General features: G+C 74.1%; 13 protein-coding genes and 1 pseudogene. 9 read left to right on the forward strand and 5 right to left on the reverse strand.

What is annotated here, in order from left to right:
- The first annotated feature begins 166 nt into the window (after window positions 1-166).
- Window positions 167-1345 (forward strand): elongation factor Tu, encoded by a 1179-nt coding sequence (gene tuf, locus ACLGIH_RS29415; protein ID WP_416528302.1) that lies wholly within the window; start codon window positions 167-169, stop codon window positions 1343-1345.
- Between the two features lie 43 nt (window positions 1346-1388).
- On the opposite strand, the gene ACLGIH_RS29420 is transcribed toward tuf, so the two are convergent.
- On the reverse strand, window positions 1389-3014 hold the full coding sequence (locus tag ACLGIH_RS29420) for an amidohydrolase (RefSeq protein ID WP_416528303.1): 1626 nt from the start codon (window positions 3012-3014) through the stop codon (window positions 1389-1391).
- An 8-nt stretch (window positions 3015-3022) separates the two neighbouring features.
- Entirely contained in the window at window positions 3023-3718 is a 696-nt protein-coding gene (locus tag ACLGIH_RS29425; protein ID WP_416528304.1) for a TetR/AcrR family transcriptional regulator, read from the reverse strand.
- A 69-nt stretch (window positions 3719-3787) separates the two neighbouring features.
- On the opposite strand from ACLGIH_RS29425, the gene ACLGIH_RS29430 reads away from it, so the two are divergent.
- Together ACLGIH_RS29430 and ACLGIH_RS29435 are read left to right on the forward strand one after the other, a co-directional pair.
- Window positions 3788-5239 carry a purine-cytosine permease family protein gene (locus tag ACLGIH_RS29430; protein WP_416528305.1) on the forward strand — a complete coding sequence of 484 codons (1452 nt, stop codon included), beginning with the start codon at window positions 3788-3790 and terminating at the stop codon, window positions 5237-5239.
- Window positions 5240-5273: 34 nt separating this feature from the next.
- Complete coding sequence (locus ACLGIH_RS29435) at window positions 5274-6119, forward strand: spermidine synthase (protein WP_416528306.1); 846 nt, start codon at window positions 5274-5276, stop codon at window positions 6117-6119.
- Window positions 6120-6137: 18 nt separating this feature from the next.
- Here the strand turns inward: ACLGIH_RS29435 and ACLGIH_RS29440 are convergent, their stop codons facing one another.
- Entirely contained in the window at window positions 6138-7160 is a 1023-nt protein-coding gene (locus ACLGIH_RS29440; protein ID WP_416528307.1) for a DUF8017 domain-containing protein, read from the reverse strand.
- 566 nt (window positions 7161-7726) lie between these two features.
- On the opposite strand from ACLGIH_RS29440, the pseudogene ACLGIH_RS29445 reads away from it, so the two are divergent.
- From ACLGIH_RS29445 to ACLGIH_RS29455, 3 genes and pseudogenes are all read left to right on the forward strand, one after another.
- Window positions 7727-8163 (forward strand): annotated as a pseudogene (locus ACLGIH_RS29445) (DUF4442 domain-containing protein).
- 218 nt (window positions 8164-8381) lie between these two features.
- On the forward strand, window positions 8382-10871 hold the full coding sequence (locus ACLGIH_RS29450) for a beta-glucosidase family protein (protein ID WP_416528308.1): 2490 nt from the start codon (window positions 8382-8384) through the stop codon (window positions 10869-10871).
- Between the two features lie 75 nt (window positions 10872-10946).
- Window positions 10947-11570 (forward strand): DedA family protein, encoded by a 624-nt coding sequence (locus ACLGIH_RS29455; RefSeq protein WP_416528309.1) that lies wholly within the window; start codon window positions 10947-10949, stop codon window positions 11568-11570.
- A gap of 75 nt (window positions 11571-11645) precedes the next feature.
- On the opposite strand, the gene ACLGIH_RS29460 is transcribed toward ACLGIH_RS29455, so the two are convergent.
- Window positions 11646-12176 (reverse strand): gamma carbonic anhydrase family protein, encoded by a 531-nt coding sequence (locus ACLGIH_RS29460; RefSeq protein WP_416528310.1) that lies wholly within the window; start codon window positions 12174-12176, stop codon window positions 11646-11648.
- A 107-nt stretch (window positions 12177-12283) separates the two neighbouring features.
- Between ACLGIH_RS29460 and ACLGIH_RS29465 the strand changes: the two genes are divergently transcribed.
- The 3 genes from ACLGIH_RS29465 (at window position 12284) to ACLGIH_RS29475 (ending at window position 14403) form a co-directional block, all read left to right on the forward strand.
- Window positions 12284-13048: an acyltransferase gene (locus ACLGIH_RS29465; protein WP_416528311.1), complete on the forward strand. Its 765-nt coding sequence runs from the start codon at window positions 12284-12286 to the stop codon at window positions 13046-13048.
- 181 nt (window positions 13049-13229) lie between these two features.
- On the forward strand, window positions 13230-13802 hold the full coding sequence (locus tag ACLGIH_RS29470) for a helix-turn-helix domain-containing protein (RefSeq protein WP_416528312.1): 573 nt from the start codon (window positions 13230-13232) through the stop codon (window positions 13800-13802).
- A 43-nt stretch (window positions 13803-13845) separates the two neighbouring features.
- The gene (locus tag ACLGIH_RS29475) at window positions 13846-14403 is read left to right on the forward strand and encodes a YbaK/EbsC family protein (RefSeq protein ID WP_416528313.1); all 558 of its coding nucleotides are present in this window, start codon (window positions 13846-13848) and stop codon (window positions 14401-14403) included.
- A gap of 15 nt (window positions 14404-14418) precedes the next feature.
- Here the strand turns inward: ACLGIH_RS29475 and ACLGIH_RS29480 are convergent, their stop codons facing one another.
- Window positions 14419-15444 carry a cation diffusion facilitator family transporter gene (locus ACLGIH_RS29480; RefSeq protein ID WP_416528314.1) on the reverse strand — a complete coding sequence of 342 codons (1026 nt, stop codon included), beginning with the start codon at window positions 15442-15444 and terminating at the stop codon, window positions 14419-14421.
- Between the last annotated feature and the right edge of the window lie 88 nt (window positions 15445-15532).

The following is a 15532-nucleotide window of genomic DNA, read 5'->3' on the forward strand; positions in this document are numbered from 1 at the left end:
GCATCCGCCGCCGCGGATGCCCCGAAGGCTGCCGTTCCCACCGTCCTGGCCGCCGTCGACGGCGCCCGAAGCTGACCCTCTCCGGATCGTCCGGCGGACCCCGCAGGGGGAGGGTCGGCGAGTGACCGGGGTCCCCACCACCATCACCAGGCTTCGAGGTACCGCCATGTCCAAGACGGCGTACGTCCGCACCAAACCGCATCTGAACATCGGCACGATGGGTCATGTCGACCACGGCAAGACCACCCTGACCGCCGCCATCACCAAGGTGCTCGCCGGCCGCGGGTCCGGCAACACCACCCGGTACGTTTCGTTCGACCGCATCGACCGCGCCCCGGAGGAGGCGGCGCGCGGCATCACGATCAACATCGCGCACGTCGAGTACGAGACCGACACCCGGCACTACGCACACGTGGACATGCCGGGCCACGCCGACTACGTCAAGAACATGGTCACCGGCGCCGCCCAGCTCGACGGGGCGATCCTGGTCGTCTCCGCGGTGGACGGCATCATGCCGCAGACCGCCGAACACGTGCTGCTCGCCCGACAGGTGGGCGTCGACCACATCGTCGTCGCCCTCAACAAGGCCGACGCCGGGGACGAGGAGCTTACCGACCTGGTGGAACTGGAGGTCCGCGAGCTGCTCACCGCGCACGGCTACGGCGGCGACGCCGTGCCCGTCGTACGGGTCTCGGGGCTGAAGGCCCTCCAGGGGGACTCGCGGTGGACCGCGTCGATCGAGGCGCTGCTGGACGCCGTGGACACCTATGTGCCGATGCCCGAACGGTACCTGGACGCGCCGTTCCTGCTGCCGGTGGAGAACGTGCTCACCATCACCGGCCGGGGCACGGTGGTCACCGGCGCGGTCGAGCGCGGCACGGTCCGCGTCGGCGATCGTGTCGAGGTGGTCGGTGCGGACGTCGAGACGGTGGTCACCGGCGTGGAGACCTTCGGCAAGCCGATGGAGGAGGCGCAGGCCGGTGACAACGTGGCCCTGCTGCTGCGCGGGGTACCGCGCGACGGCGTCCGGCGCGGGCACGTGATCGCGGCGCCGGGCAGCGTCACGCCGGCCCGGAGGTTCACCGCGCAGGTGTACGTCCTGTCGGCGCGCGAGGGCGGCCGGACCACGCCGGTCTCCACGGGGTACCGGCCGCAGTTCTACCTGCGCACCGCCGACGTGGTCGGTGACATCGACCTCGGCGAGGCGGCGGTCGCCCGGCCCGGCGACACCGTCGCCATGGCGGTCGAGCTGGGGCGTGCGATGCCGCTGGAGCCCGGCCTCGGCTTCGCGATCCGCGAGGGCGGCCGGACGGTCGGCGCGGGCACCGTGACGACGGTCGACTGAACCGGCGGTGGGCCCGCCTCCCCGCGGAGGCGGGCCCACCGCGTCACAGGCTCGCGTCGCGGTGGGTCGGCCGGCCGTCCACGACCGTGAGCAGGACCGGCACGTCGGGCAGCTCGGTGGCCGCCGTGGTCAGCGGGTCGGTGGCCAGGACCGTCAGGTCGGCGCGCTGCCCGACGGCGATCCGGCCGGCCCGGTGCTCCTCGCCCGCCGCGTGGGCGGCGCTGACCGTCATGCCCTGGAGCGCCTCCAGGGCGCTGAGCGCCTGTTCGGGGCCGTGCGGGGCCTGCGTGAGGTCCCGGGCCGGGCGGCGGTGGCGGGCCCCGGCCATCACACCCAGCGGCGGATAGGGGGCGATCGGCCAGTCCGAGCCGAGCACCACCGTGGCGCCGGAGTCGAGCAGATCGCGGCAGCGCCAGGCACGGGAGGCGCGCTCCTCGCCGAGCCGGCGCGACCAGTTGTCGGTGTGGTCGGCGCGGGTGAAGTCGCAGCAGTGCGTCGGCTGCATGGAGGCGATCACCCCCAGCCCGGCGAACCGGCGCAGCGTGTCGTCCGGCACGGTCTCGATGTGCTCCACCCGGTGCCGCACCCCCCGCCCGCCCTCGGCCTGCGCCTTCTCCACCGAGTCGAGGACGTGCCGGACGGCGGCGTCGCCGATGGCGTGGGTCGCGGTGGGCACCCCGGCCCGGTGCAGCTCGCCGACGATCCGGGTGTAGACCTCGGGGTCCGGCCAGAAGGCGTGCGTGGATTCGCCGTGGCAGTCCGGGCGCTCCAGCCAGGCGGTGCCGTTGTCGATGGTGCCGTCCATGAAGATCTTGACGCCGGCCGTCCGCCACAGTGTGCCGCCCGCCCCCTGCTGCTCGATCAGCGCGCGCACCCCGTCGGTGCCGGTGCCCGGCTGGCACCAGGGCGCGACCCGCAGCCGCAGCGGGAGTTCGCCGGCGGCGTCCAGTTCGGCGAGGAAGGCGAGGCTGTCGCCGTTGGCGTCCATGACGTGCCCGCCGGTGAGACCGGCGGCGGCCATGCCGCGCAGGGTCGCGGCCAGCCGTTCGCGGCGCTCCTCGCGGGTCGGCTGCGGGGCGACGCGCTCCACCAGCTCACCGGCGGCCTCCTCGAGCAGCAGCCCGGTGGGCTGGCCTTCGCCGTCGCAGACCACCTCCGCCGAGGCCTGCTCGAAGGTGCGCGGCCCGTCCACCCCGGCCAGCTCCAGCGCACGGCGGCTGGCCAGCATGGAGTGCGCGTCGAAGAGCAGCAGCAGCGCGGGTACGCCGTCGAGCACGTCGTCGAACGGCGCGATGCCGACGGGCCGGTCCCCGAAGGCGTTCGGGTCCAGGCCCCAGGCGCGCAGCCATGCCCCGCGGGGGAGCGAGCGCACCTCGGCGGCCAGCGCCGCGCGTACCTGGTCCAGGTCGGTGCAGGCCGACAGGTCGAGGCCGTGGGTGAGGTCGGAACCGTGGACGGGGTGGAGGTGTCCGTCCACCAGGCCCGGGGTCACCACCGCGCCCTTGAGGTCGACGACCGTGGTGGAGGGGTCCGCGAGCGCCCGGATCTCCCGGTCGTCGCCGAGGGCGGTGATCCGGCCGTCGGCCGCGGCGAGGGCGGTCTCGGGCAGGAACCGGCCGGTTACCGGGTCCAGCAGACGGGCCGACAGCAGGACGAGACGGGTGCGCACAGGGGCTCCTAGGAGACGGGACGGCCGGAGGCGGGACGGCCGAAGGCGGGACGGCCGGGGTCGGGGTCATCGGCGGCGCCGGTCAGCGTGCCCGGCGCCAGTCCGAGTTCGCGTTCGGCGGTGATGGCGGGGAGGTGGCGGACGGCGGGCGGGTCGTCGGCGGTGGAGCCGCTGTTGACGAGCATGCCGATGCCGTCGAGGACGACCAGGATGTGCACCGCCGCCAGCAGCGGGTCGGCGGTGCGGAACTCGCCCCGCTCCACCCCTTCCCGGACGGCCCCTGCCAGCCGGTCGCGCCAGGCGTTCTCCTGGACGGCGACGCGCTCGCGCAGGGCCGGGCGGTAGCGGCTGAGGTGCCGGGCGTTGAGCCACAGCCGGCTGATGTCGTCGTAGGCCGGACCGGATGCCCGGGCCAGGAACCGCGCCAGGTGCCGGGTGGACGTGGCGTCGCCGCGGTCGGCCGGAAGGAGGTCGTCGAGTTCGGAGCCGACGGCGCTGCCGTAGGCCTCGGCGACCAGCTCCTCGGCCGCGGGGAAGTAGTGGCTGATCAGTCCCGGCCGGACGGCCAGCTCCTCGGCGATCCGCCGGAGCGTGATGCACTCCAGCCCCTCGGTCAGTGCCACCTCGGCGGCTGCCGCAACGATTTCCGTACGTCTGGCGGCGGGAGACTTGCGGATTCGCTTGTTCGGAGTGCTTGACGGCATGGAATCGATGCTATTGAGTGTGCGACCAACAAGCAAGCAGGTGGGGAAATCCAGCACCCGGAGGGGCCCATGGCGTCCACGATCGACGACCCGCAACCCGGCACCCGCGCCGCGCACCAGGAGACCCGGCCCCCGTCGGACCGCGCGAGTCGCGTCGAGGCGCACGGCATCGACCACATCCCCGACGGCGAACGCCACGGCCGGCCCCGGCAGTTGTTCTCCGTCTGGGCGGCGGCCAACGTGAACTACCTCAGCCTGGTCATCGGCGGGGCCCTGGTGCTCATGGGCCTGAGCCTGTGGCAGGCCCTCGCGGTGATCGTGGTGGGCAACCTGTTCTGGCTGCTGACCGGGCTGCTGTCGATATCCGGCCCCGCCGCCGGGGCACCCAGCGAGGTGATCACGCGGGCGGTCTACGGAGTCCGCGGCAACCGCGTCAACAACGCCGTCGTCGGCTGGCTGATCTCGGTCTGCTACTTCGCTCTCAACCTGGCCGCCGCCGCGACCGCCGCCTTCGCCCTGGTCGAGAAGGCCGGCCTCCCGGCCACCACCGGCGTGCGGATCGCCGTGGTGCTGGTGGTCGCCGCGCTCACCCTGGCCATCGGCGTCTACGGCCACGCCATGATCATGAGGCTGTACCTTCCGATCACCCTGGTCCTGACCGCGGTCTTCGCCGTCGTCGCGATCGCCGTGTTCGGGCACACCGACTTCGCGTACGCGCCCGCCGAACCACTGACCGGCGTCGACCTGTGGGCGGTGCTGATCGCCGGGGTCACCCTGGTCGGCTCCGGCCCGCTGTCGTACACCACCAGCGCCGACTTCTCCCGCTACCTGCCCCGCACCACGCCGGCGAAGGCCATCGTCGGCTGGACCGCGCTCGGCGGCTTCCTGCCCGGTGTGGCCGTGTGCTCCCTGGGCGCCCTGGCCGCGACCGCGGTCGACATGAGCGACCCGCAGGCCGGGCTGCAGCAGATCCTGCCGGGCTGGTTCCACCCGGTCTTCCTGCTCGCCCTGGTCCTGGGCACCATCGCCATCAACGCCCTGACCGCCTACAGCGCCGGACTCGCCCTCCAGGCCGTCGGCCTGCGCATCCGCCGCTCGCGCAGCGTGCTCGTCGACGGCACCGCCGCGGTCGCCCTCACCCTCTACGGACTCCTGGTCTCCGACTTCCTCGACACCGTCAGCAACGTCCTCCAGCTCACCGTCGTGCTGCTCGGCCCCGCCATGGCCGTCTACGCCACGGACATCGTGCTGCGCCGCAACCGCTACGACGGCCCCGCCCTCACGGACGAGACCTCCGACAGCGCCTTCTGGTACACCGGCGGCTTCGGCGCGGCGGGCGCCCTGGCCCTCGCCGGCGGCGTCACGGCGGCGGCCCTGTGCGTCGACACCCTCTACACCGGGCCGGTCGCCCGCGTCCTCGGCGGCGTGGACCTCGCCCTGCCCGCCGGCCTCGTCGTCGCCTCCGCCCTCTACGCGGCGCTCACCCGGGCCGACCGCACCTGGACCCGGACCCGGACCTGATTCCACCGTCGTGCGCCCCGGCACAATGGTGCCCGTGAACGAGCCGATCCCCGTCAGCCGAGTCGTCGATCACGGCACCGCCAAGCTGATGCCCGACGTCGACCGGAAGCGGGCCTGGCTGCTGACGGTCGACGGGGCGCCGCAGTCGTACGTCGACCTGGACCGGCCGACGCACCTGGAGTTCGAGTACGCGCGCCGGCTCGGGCACGTCCTGGACACCGTCGCCGAGCCGGGCCGCCCGCTGGACGTGCTGCACCTGGGCGGCGGTGCGCTCACCCTGCCCCGGTACCTGGCCGCGACCCGGCCCGGCTCGCGGCAGGACGTGGTGGAGGCCGACCGGGGCCTGCTGGAGCTGGTCGCGGAGCACCTGCCGCTGCCGGACGGCACCGGCGTCGCCCTGCACCCGGCCGACGCCCGCGCCTGGCTCGTGGCGGCGCCGTCGGACACGGCCGACGCGCTGGTCGCCGACGTCTTCGGCGGTTCCCGCGTGCCCGCGCACCTGACCTCCGTCGGCTACGCCCGCGAGGCCGAGCGCGTGCTGCGGGCCGACGGCGTCTACCTGGCCAACCTGCCCGACACCGCGCCGTTCGCCTTCCTCCGCTCCCAACTCGCCACGTTGGCGACGCTGTTCGAGGAGCTGGCGCTGATCGCCGAGCCGGGGGTGCTGCGCGGGCGGCGCTTCGGCAACGCGGTGCTGGTGGCCGCGCACCGCCCCCTGGACACGGCCGCCCTGGTCCGGCTCACCGCCGCCGACGCCTTCCCGGCCCGCGTCGAGCACGGGCCCGCCCTCAGGGACTTCATCGGCGACGCGCGACCGGTGCGGGACGAGGACGCCGTACCGTCACCGGAGCCTCCCGGCGGCGCCTTCGGCATCGGCTGAGGGCGCCTGCCGGGCACGTCACGACTCCGTGGGCGGCTCCTCGGTGAGACGCACGGTGCTGAGGATCTTGTCGATGGTCTTCTGCGGGATCTCGTCGTCGACGCCCTTGGCGCCGTACAGGTTCCACGTGACGAAGTCGCCCGCGGCGTTCTCGAACGCGAAGGTGACCGCCTTGCCGTCGGTGGCGCACTTGCCCTTCTGCGGGGTGTTCACCGAATGCGCCGTGGCGAGGCTGCCTTTGATGCCCGACTTCGTCGTGTACGGCTTCGGCTTGGAGTACTTCACGCTCTTCTTGTCGGGCTGGGTGTACCCGCCGTAGATCCACCACGGCACCCGGGTCTCGGCCGCCTGGTCCGTGGTCTTCGCGCCGTTCTCGCCGCGCGTGCCGGCGGTGACGAGGGCGGTGTGCTCCTCGCGGCCGTCCTTGTTGTCGTCGGTCGTGCACCACTCGGACTTCAGATAGGCGGGAGCGGTGACGGTGGTGCGGTCCATCTTGCCGTCCTTCTCCTCCCACTCGAAGCCGACGCTCGTACCGGTGTTCTCGATCTCCCACTCCGCCGGGACGTCGAACATGGTGCCGAAGCGCGGGTTGGCGACCACCTTCCAGCCGGGAACGGTCGGCTTCAACTCACCGTCGCCGCGGGGGTTGTCGCCGGAGTCGGACTCGCTCGGCTCCGCGGACTCGCTCGGCTCGGTGGACGCGCTCGCGGACGGCTTGGCGTCCTTGCCGCCGCCCGCCTCGTCGTCCTTGTCCCCGCCCAGCACCAGAAAACCGGTCACACCGGCGGCTACCACCACGGCCGTGGCCGCCACGATCGCGACCAGCTTGGTCCGGTTCCCACCGCCACCGCCGCCGCCCTGGGTGGGCGGCTGCGGGGCGCCCGCCGGCTGGGCGGGGCCCCACTGCGGCTGCTGCGCATAGGCGTTGGGCTGCTGATAGCCGGGCTGCTGATACGGATTCGGCTGCTGGTACCCCGGCTGCTGGTACGGATTGTTCTGCGGGTTCTGCTCGCCCCCGGGCGGCTGCTGTCCTGGCCACATGGGCAGCAACCCTAGCCGCGTCCGGGAAACGATTCGGTCACCGCCCCTTGTCAGGGACGTACCGAAACTTCCGCCAAGGGTCGGCGGGGCGCCGTCAGGAACCAGCCGGCGAGTACTCCCGGACCGTACCGGGGATCTTCCGGACGACGGCGTCCGGCACCTCCTCACCGACGCCCGCGGCGCCCACGACCCGAGGTTGCCGCCGGCGGCCGGGAACGCGAACGTCGTCGCCTTGCCGTCCGAGCCGCACCCGTCGCCCCTCTCCACCCCGGCGGACCGGGAAGTGGCCAGGAGCGGACGATCTCCTCGGTGCCGCGCGCAGGCCTTCATGGCGACCAGGGGCTTGTCGCCGGGGTCGGCGCGGGCGCCGGGGCGGTGCGGGCGTGCCACGCGGCGGGCGGCTGTCCGCCGGGCCGCCCGTAGGGGCCGGGTGGGTGTCGCGAGTCCGGAGCCCTGGCGGGGGACTGATCATCGGGCCGCATGCGCGGCAAGCGCACGGCGATCGCCACAGGGATCTGGCCCCGGAAGCTACTCACGGGTAACCTGTCGTTATGAGCGCAGATCAGATGTCGATCGGCGAGTTGCTCGCCGCCACGGTGCCGATGGTCCGACCCTGAACCTCCAGTACCTGGAGACCACTCCGGAGCAGGCCGTGCTGGCCCTGCCGGACCAGAGCGAGTACCGCAACCACGTCGGCGGACCGCACGCCGGGGCGATGTTCACCCTCGGCGAGTCGGCGAGCGGCGCCATCGTGCTGGCGGCCTTCGGCGAGCAGCTCTCGCGCGCCGTCCCGCTGCCCGTCACCGCCGAGATCGCGTTCAAGAAGATCGCACTGGGCCCCGTCACCGCGACGGCCACGCTGGGCCGCCCGATCGACGAGGTCGTCGCAGAACTGGACGCGGGCGAGCGGCCCGAGTTCCCGGTGGCCGTCGCCATCCGGCGCGAGGACGGCGCCGTGACCGGCGAGATGACCGTCGTGTGGACCCTGCGTCCCAACGGCTGAGCCGCCGACGAGGACCGCGTCCTCGGGGCCCCGGCCCGGGCACACCGCCCCGGCCGGGGCCTTCGGGTTTCGCAGGCCGTCACCCCCGCCACCCCCGTCACCGCCGTCACCGCGTCGGCCCACAGGACCCGCCGGGCCGACGGCTCCTCACGGGGTGTCAGGTCACTCCTGGCGCATAGTGCGCGCAGAGCCCGCACGCACCGAAGGAGCCACGGCTCATGACCGACACCGTCTCCCGGCACCCCTCCCGACGCTCCGCCCTGCGACTCCTGGCCGGTGCCGTCGCCGTCGCCGCGGCGGCCACCGGCGGGTTTCCCCGGCCGGCGTACGGCACCGCCCCGGACGGACCGGCCGACCGTGGCGCCGGGCCGCGCGTCGAAGGGCTGCTGGCCCGGCTGACCCTCGCCGAGAAGATCTCCCTGCTGCACGGCGCCACCGACCCCGAGCCGCTGGGCCAGGCGGGTTACGTCCCCGGAGTGAAACGCCTCGGCATCCCGCCGCTGCGGCTGGCCGACGGCCCGGCCGGCGTCCGGGTCACGGCCCACGCCACCGCCCTGCCCGCCCCGGTCCTGCTGGCCTCCGCCTTCGACCCGGAACTGGCCCGCCGCTACGGCCGGGTCATCGGACGCGAGGGCCGCGCCCTCGGCCAGGACGTGCTGCTGTCCCCGATGGTCAACCTGATCCGCACCCCGTACGCGGGCCGCAACTTCGAGACCTTCGCGGAGGACCCGCTGCTCGCCGCCGACCTGGTCGCCGCCGAGATCGAGGGCATCCAGCGCGAGGGGCTCATCGCCACCGTCAAGCACTTCGCGCTGAACAACCAGGAGAAGGACCGCGAGACCATCGACGTACGCGTCGACGAGCGCACTCTGCACGAGGTCGAACTGCGCGGCTTCGCGGCGGCCGTCGCCGCCCGCACCGGCGCGGTCATGGCCGCGTACAACAAGGTCAACGGCGTGCACGCGTGCGAGAACCCGGCGCTGCTCACCGAAGTCCTGCGCGAGCGCTGGGGCTTCGACGGGTGGGTGATGAGCGACTGGTCGGCCACCCACAGCACCGCCGCCTCCCTCACCGCGGGCCTCGACATGGAGATGCCCGACGGGAGGTTCTTCGGGGCGGCGCTCACCAAGGCCGTCGAGAACGGCGGCGTGCCCGAGCGCCACGTCGACCGCGCCGTGCGCCGCGTCCTGACCGTCATGGACCGCTTCGGGCTCCTCGACGGCACCCCGCCGCCGCGTCCCGCACGGGACGCCGCGGCGGGTGCCGCCGTCGCCCGCGAGGTCGCGGAGGCGGGCGCCACCCTGCTGCGCAACGAGCGCGGCACCCTGCCCCTGGCACCGGGCCGCCGCGTCGCGGTGATCGGCCCGACCGGCTCCCGGCCCCTGGTCAGCGGCGGCGGCAGCGCCCATGTCGTCCCCGACCGCGCCGACAGCCCGCTCGACGCCATCGGGTCGCGTGCGGCACAGGTGACGTACGCGCTCGGCGAGGACGTCTACGGCAAGCCCCTGCCCGCCGCCGCGCTGGCCCCGCCCCTCGGCACCGGGGAGCGGCGCGTCGCCGCCGGGCGGACCTGGACGTACGACGGCACGCTCACCGTCGGCGAGGCCGACGAGTGGACCTTCGTCCTGCACTACTCCGCCGAGCCGGCCCGCCGCCCGCAGGTGCTGCTCGACGGCGAGGACCTCTTCCCGATGGCACCGGGATACACCGAGTACTTCGCCGGCGGACTGGTCACCACCGCGCCCGACGGTCTCTCCGTGCGCCGCAGGACCGTGCGGCTCACCCCGGGCCGGCACCGGCTGCGCATCACCGCGCGGGGCGGGGACGGCGGGCAGACCTTCCGGCTGCGCCACATCACCGGCGCCACCCGGGCGGACGACGTGGCCGAAGCCGTGCGGGCCGCCCGCGAGGCCGACGACGTGGTCCTCTTCGCCTACGAGGACGCCATGGAGGGCCAGGACCGCACGACCCTCTCCCTGCCCGGCAACCAGGAACGGCTGATCGAGGCGGTCGGCCGCGCCAACCCGCGCACCACCGTCGTCCTCAACACCTCCTCGGCCACGTCGATGCCGTGGCTGGAGCGCACCGGCGCGGTGCTCCAGATGTACTACCCGGGCCAGGAGGGCGCCGCGGCCACCGCCGCCGTCCTGTTCGGCGGCCGCGATCCCGGCGGCCGGCTCACCCAGTCCTTCCCGGCCGACGACGACCACCACCCCGTCGCCGCCGACCCGCTGCGCTACCCCGGCACCGACGGCGTCCAGCGGTACTCGGAGGGCGTCCACACCGGGCACCGCTGGTACGACGCGCACGGAGTGCGTCCGCTGTTCCCCTTCGGGCACGGGCTGTCGTACACGTCCTTCTCCTACGCGCAGCCGGAGGCGCGGCCGGCCCGCGGGGGCCTCGACGTCAGCTTCACCGTCCGCAACACCGGTGCGCGCGAGGGCGTCGCGGTGCCGCAGGTGTACGTCGGGCCCTCGCCCGACCTGCGGCTCGACCAGCCCGTGCGGGCGCTGGCGGGGTACCGACGGCTCACCCTGCGCGCGGGGGAGCGGCGGCGGATCACCGTGCACATCGCCGCGCGCACGCTGTCGTGCTGGGACCCCGAGCGCCACGACTGGGTGCCAGGCACCGGCCGGCGCACCGTGTGGGTCGGGGCGTCGTCGGGCGACCTGCGGCTGCGGACGAGCGCGGACCTCGGTTCCGTGTAGCTACCACGTAGGCTTCCTGGGGCAGCCGGACCAGCCGGACCGGCTGGTGTTTCGGCTTGGAGAGGATGGGGCGCGGTGCACGTCCAGGAGTGGCTCGACACGGTGCCCGCGGCGGCCGTCTACGCCGTGGTGGGCCTGGTCATCGGACTGGAGAGCCTGGGCATCCCGCTGCCCGGCGAGATCATCCTGGTCTCGGCGGCGCTGCTGTCCTCCCGGCACACCGGCATCGACCCGCTGGTCCTCGGGATCTGCGCCAGTGCCGGTGCGGTGGTCGGGGACTCCATCGGCTATGCCGTCGGCCGCAAGGGAGGCCGGCCGCTGCTGTCCTGGCTGGGCCGGAAGTTCCCGCGGCACTTCAGCGAGGCGCACGTCGCCACCGCCGAGCGGTCCTTCCGGAAGTGGGGCATGTGGGCGGTGTTCTTCGGCCGCTTCGTCGCCCTGCTGCGCATCTTCGCCGGACCGCTCGCCGGCGTGCTGCGGATGCCGTACTGGAAGTTCCTGATCGCCAACGTCCTCGGCGGCGTCGTCTGGGCGGGCGGCACCACGGCCGTCATCCACTATGCCGGCGTCGTCGCCGAGTCCTGGCTCAAGCGCTTCTCCTGGCTGGGCCTGGTGGCGGCGGTGCTGATCGGCGGGGCCTCGATGCTGGTGCTGAAGAGGAGGGCGACGAAGGCCCGGCCTCTCCCGGCCGCCGAGTAGCAGCTTCCCGAGAGGGGCGGGGGAACGGCGCGAGCAACCGTCCGCCACTCGCCCGCCGCCCGCCGCCCGCGGCCGTCAGCCCCCGTGCACGTCCCGGTGCTCCCCGGCCAGCGCCGCGTACATCGTGCCGTTCAGGGTGACGCCCTGCCGCTCCTCCTCCGACAGTTCGCGCCGCACCTTCGCCGGCACCCCCGCGACCAGCGAGCCCGGCGGCACCTCCATCCCCTGCGGCACCAGCGCCTGCGCGGCGACCAGCGAACCCGCGCCGATCACCGCGCCGTTGAGCACCGTGGCGCCCATGCCGATCAGGCAGTCGTCGCCGACCGTGGCGCCGTGCACGACGGCGTTGTGCCCGATGGAGACCCGCTCGCCGACGGTGACGGGGAAGCCGGGATCGGCGTGCAGCGTGCAGTTGTCCTGGACGTTGCTGTTCGCGCCGACGGTGATCCGCTCGACGTCACCGCGCAGCACCGCCCCGTACCAGACGCTGGCCCCGGCGTGCAGCGTCACGTCCCCGATCACCGTGGACGTCGGCGCCACGAACGCCTCCCGGTCCACCTTCGGGTCCTTGCCGCCGATGCCCGTGATCAGCGCCTTGTGCGTCATCGTCGCCTCCTGCTCGGGTGATGTACGGCACGGTACGCCACCCGGTGGGGTGAAGATCACAGGGATCCCGTCCCATGACCGCGCGCGGTGCTGAGTACCGTGAGCGGGTGCCCATGCGCAAGAACACGTTCTCATCCTGGCGGCGCCGCCTCGCGCAGCGGGCCGTCCACGCGGGCTGGGCCTGGGCGCAGCGCGCGGGCTCCGTCACCGCCGAGCACCCCGGACGCCTCCGCTTCCGTGCGCTGGGCACCGGCACCCGGCTCGCCTTCCCGCTCGGCACGGTCTTCGGCGAGCCCTGGATCGAGCTGGGCGCCCACTGCATCATCGGCGAGCAGGTCACGCTGACCGCCGGGCTCATGCCCGATCTCGACCTCGGCCCGGAGCCGATCCTGCGCATCGGCGACGGCGTCGTCCTGGGCCGGGGCAGCCATGTCATCGCCGACACCGCCGTCACCATCGGCAGCGACTGCTACTTCGGGCCGTACGTGTACGTCACCTCCACGAACCACTCCTACGACGACCCCCACCAGCCCATCGGCAAGCAGTGGCCGCGGATGGACCCGGTGGAGATCGGCCCCGGCTGCTGGATCGGTACCGGCGCGGTGATCCTGCCCGGCGCGCGGATCGGGCGGAACGTGGTGGTGGCCGCGGGCGCCGTCGTCCGGGGCGCGGTGCCCGACCACTCCGTGGTGGCGGGCGCGCCCGCCCGCGTCGTACGCAGCTGGACCCCCGACGGCGGCTGGCAGCCGCCCCTGCGGACGCCGGCGCCGGTCCCGATACCGGACGGGGCCACACCGGACCAGCTGCGCGCCCTGGCCGGGCTGGACGAGGCCACGGTTGCGGACCTGGCCCGGCCGGACACGGAGTCCTGACGCGGCCGGTCCCCGTCCCCCTCCCGGCCCGCCGCGCCTCGGCCCGTGGCCGGGGCGAAGGGCGCTGTGACGACGAGGTGGCCCCGCAGTACAGTTCGGTGAACGATCAGGTGCAGCAGACGGCAGTTCACTTCACTGCACTGTGTCACCCAAGACAGTGGACGCAACCAACGGACGGAACGTGTCGGACCTCGACCTGCTGACCCAGTCCCTGGCGCGCAACGTCAAGCGCTGGCGTGCCGAGCGCGGTTTCACCCTGGACGCGCTCGCCGCTCGCGCCGGCGTCAGCCGCGGCATGCTCATCCAGATCGAGCAGGCCCGGACCAACCCCAGCCTCGGCACGGTGGTCAAGATCGGTGACGCCCTCGGCGTCAGCATCACCACCCTCCTCGACTACGAGCAGGGCCCCACCGTCCGCATCGTCCCCGCCGAGCAGGCCGTGCGGCTCTGGCACACCGACGCCGGCAGCTACAACCGGCTCCTGGCCGGCACGGAGGCCCCGGGCCCGCTGGAGATGTGGGACTGGCGGCTCATGCCGGGCGAGAGCAGCCCCTCCGACCCGCACCCCGCGGGCACGGTCGAGCTGGTGCACATCACCGCCGGGGAGCTGACCCTCACCGTGGACGGCACCGAGTACCGGGTCCCGGCCGGCGCCAGCGCCTCCTTCGAGGCCGACACCCCGCACACGTACGCCAATACGGGCGAGGTGCCGATGGGCATGGTCATGGCCGTGTCGGTGCCGCCCGTCCGCTGAGACGGCCGGCGGCGAAGCCGGCCGCCCTTGCTAGCGTGCCGCCATGGACGCGCCCATCGGACACTTCGACACCGCCACGCCCGCCCCCGAGGCGCTCGGCGAACTGACCGCGCCGGTCGCCGACGCCGTACGCCACTGGAGCGGCAGCGTCCCCGCCGACCAGATCGTCTACGTCGACACCGACCCGCGGTGGGCCGACACCGCCGTCTTCGTCGAGCACTACGGCCGCGAGCTGCTCGAACAGTCCGCCAACTGTGTCGTCGTCACGGGCAAAAGGGGCGGCGGGAGCACGCTCGCCGCGTGTGTCGTGCTCTCCACCACCCGTGTCGACGTCAACGGCGTCGTCCGCCGCCACCTCGGTGCGCGCAAGGCTTCCTTCGCCCCGATGGACACCGCCACCGGCGAGACCGGCATGGAGTACGGCGGCATCACCCCGATCGGACTGCCCGAGGGCTGGGCCGTGCTGGTCGACTCGGCCGTCGTCGACCTGCCCTACGTCCTGGTCGGCAGCGGACGCCGGCGCGGCAAGCTGCTGGTGCCCGGCAAGGCCTTCGCGGAGCTGCCCGGCGCGGTGGTCCTGGCGGGCCTCGGCGTGTCCTGACGCGCGGGATCGGCGTCAGGCGTGGGCCGCGTGGTGGGCCAGCGCCAGATGCGGGTCGGCCTCGCCCGGTGCCGGTGCCGGGTCGGCGTGCACCAGGGCGGCGGTCAGCCGGGGCACGGCGTGCAACAGCGCGTGCTCGGCGTCCACGGCGATGCGGTGCGCCTGGCGGAGCGTCGCCTCGCCGTCCACCACGACCGCCACCTCGGCGCGCAGCCGGTGCCCGATCCAGCGCAGCCGCAGCTCGCCGACCTCACGGACGCCTGGCACCTCTGCCAGGGCCCGCTCGGCGCGGTCCACCAGCGCCGGGTCGACGGCGTCCAGCACTCGCCGGAACACCTCGCGTGCCGCGTCCCGCAGCACCAGCGTGATCGCGGCCGTGATCGCCAGTCCCACCAACGGGTCGGCGAGCCGCCACCCCAGGGCCGCCCCCGCGGCGCTCAGCAGCACCGCCAGTGAGGTGAAGCCGTCGGTGCGGGCGTGCAGGCCGTCGGCGACCAGCGCGGCGGAGCCGATGGCGCGGCCGACCCGGATGCGGTAGCGGGCCACCCACTCGTTGCCGGCGAAACCGACCAGGGCGGCCACCGCGACCGCCGGGACGTGCTCGACGTCGCGCGGGTCGAGCAGCCGGTCCACCGCCGTCCACGCCGCGAAGGCCGCCGACGCGGCGATCGTCAGGACGATGACGATGCCCGCCAGGTCCTCGGCCCGCCCGTAGCCGTAGGTGAAACGGCGGGTGGCCGCACGCCGGCCCAGCAGGAAGGCGATGCCCAGCGGGACGGCGGTCAGCGCGTCCGCGGTGTTGTGCACCGTGTCGCCGAGCAGGGCCACCGACCCGGAGGCCGCCACGACCACCGCCTGGGCCAGCGCCGTGGCGCCGAGCACGGCCAGCGACACCCACAGCGCGCGCAGTCCGCGGGCCGACGACTCCAGGGCGGAGTCCACTTTGTCGGCGCTCTCATGGGAGTGGGGGGTGAGGAGATGTGCGAGGCGGTGCCGCAGGGCGGCGGTGCGCGGACGGCCCTCGTGGTGGTGGTCGCTCACGGGTTCTCCTTCCGGTCGCGTGGGCGGACGCGCGGGAGCCCGGCGTCACACGGGTGGACGTGCGGGCGCCCACGGCGCCATTATGTGC

The organism is Streptomyces hamibioticus, assembly GCF_047946815.1.
GTDB lineage: Bacteria > Actinomycetota > Actinomycetes > Streptomycetales > Streptomycetaceae > Streptomyces.

Bases quoted from the DNA above. Each gene is read 5' to 3' on its own strand.
- tuf (WP_416528302.1), top strand. From the start codon at position 167: ATGTCCAAGACGGCGTACGTCCGCACCAAACCGCATCTGAACATCGGC.
- ACLGIH_RS29425 (WP_416528304.1), bottom strand. From the start codon at position 3,718: ATGCCGTCAAGCACTCCGAACAAGCGAATCCGCAAGTCTCCCGCCGCC.
- ACLGIH_RS29430 (WP_416528305.1), top strand. From the start codon at position 3,788: ATGGCGTCCACGATCGACGACCCGCAACCCGGCACCCGCGCCGCGCAC.
- ACLGIH_RS29440 (WP_416528307.1), bottom strand. From the start codon at position 7,160: ATGTGGCCAGGACAGCAGCCGCCCGGGGGCGAGCAGAACCCGCAGAAC.
- ACLGIH_RS29450 (WP_416528308.1), top strand. From the start codon at position 8,382: ATGACCGACACCGTCTCCCGGCACCCCTCCCGACGCTCCGCCCTGCGA.
- ACLGIH_RS29460 (WP_416528310.1), bottom strand. From the start codon at position 12,176: ATGACGCACAAGGCGCTGATCACGGGCATCGGCGGCAAGGACCCGAAG.
- ACLGIH_RS29475 (WP_416528313.1), top strand. From the start codon at position 13,846: ATGGACGCGCCCATCGGACACTTCGACACCGCCACGCCCGCCCCCGAG.